Consider the following 1309-nt stretch of genomic DNA (forward strand, 5'->3'; position numbering starts at 1 on the left):
GTCCCGCCAAATTCATACAGGGTTTCTCGTGCCCCGCACTACTCAGGATACCACTATGGTTTATGATCTTTACCTATACCGGGCTATCACCGTCTATGGCCGCTCTTTCCAAAGCGTTCTAGTTCATTACACAACCAATGTCGTGGTCCTACAACCCCATGCAGCCCGTAAGCTACATGGTTTGGGCTAATGCGCGTTCGCTCGCCACTACTAGCGCAATCACTATTGTTTTCTTCTCCTCCGGGTACTTAGATGTTTCAGTTCTCCGGGTTCGCCCTCCTTGCGGAGTAACATGTCTTCAACATGCTGGGTTGCCCCATTCGGATATCTGCGGATCAACCTGTATGTGCCAGTCCCCGCAGCTTTTCGCAGCTTATCACGTCCTTCATCGCCTCTGAGAGCCTAGGCATTCCCCATACGCCCTTATTTAGCTTATGTGCTTTTACCTAATATGCTCTTTCGAAGTTATTAGTTATGAGTTAAAAATTAATACTAACCCTCTCCTCAATACTTCTAACCTCTTTTAAATATAATTTGCTCTATCTATAATTTTACAACTATAGAAATTTTTATGTTTCTCGTATTCTTATTTTCCAATATGTCAATGAACTTTCTGTAGATATGAGAGCTTAGACTTGAGATCTTAGACAAATAAATGTCTCAAATCTCATATCTCACGCCTCAAATCTTACGTGGTGGAGAATATCGGAGTCGAACCGATGACCTCCTGCGTGCAAGGCAGGCGCTCTAGCCAGCTGAGCTAATCCCCCGTTTTTAAGTAGTCAGTGATCAGTATTCAGTAATCAGTCTTCACTGTACTGCGTACTGCTTAACTGCGTACTGTAAACTGGTTGCCCAACTTCTAAAATTTCCTTTTCAACATACACCATAGCTTTAGCGCAGATGTACAGTATATTTTAATGAACTTATGTCTCAGGTTCAAACTTTGAACTTTAAACCTTAAACTTTGAATCGCAAGCTTCGCTTGCTTCGTAGTCTCAGGCAGACTCGAACTGCCGACCTCTACATTATCAGTGTAGCGCTCTAACCAGCTGAGCTATGAGACTGTTTCTTTAGATGTTAGATCTTAGATTTTAGACGTGAGACTTTAATCTCTATCATCTCATATCTCAAATCTAATCTCTCATATCTTTTTAAGACGCTAGATCTTAGATCTTAGAAGTTAGATTTAGATTTAAAATCTTTATCTCACATCTCATATCTAATATCTCATGTCTAATAAAATTAAATTGACAGTGAATTAAGACCAAAAGAAGTCTTTTACTTCATTTGTAAAAAGGCTCCTTTG

At 40.3% G+C, this 1309-nt stretch carries 2 tRNA genes and 1 rRNA gene; all 3 read right to left on the minus strand.

Annotated elements, in window-relative coordinates:
- Window positions 1-437, minus strand: a 23S ribosomal RNA gene (locus tag HC175_RS15085); the annotation flags it as partial.
- A gap of 256 nt (window positions 438-693) precedes the next feature.
- Window positions 694-770 (minus strand) — tRNA-Ala (locus tag HC175_RS15090).
- Between the two features lie 223 nt (window positions 771-993).
- Window positions 994-1067: transfer RNA gene (locus HC175_RS15095), tRNA-Ile, on the minus strand.
- Window positions 1068-1309 lie beyond the last annotated feature (242 nt).

The sequence above is a fragment of the Salinimicrobium oceani genome, assembly GCF_012037645.1.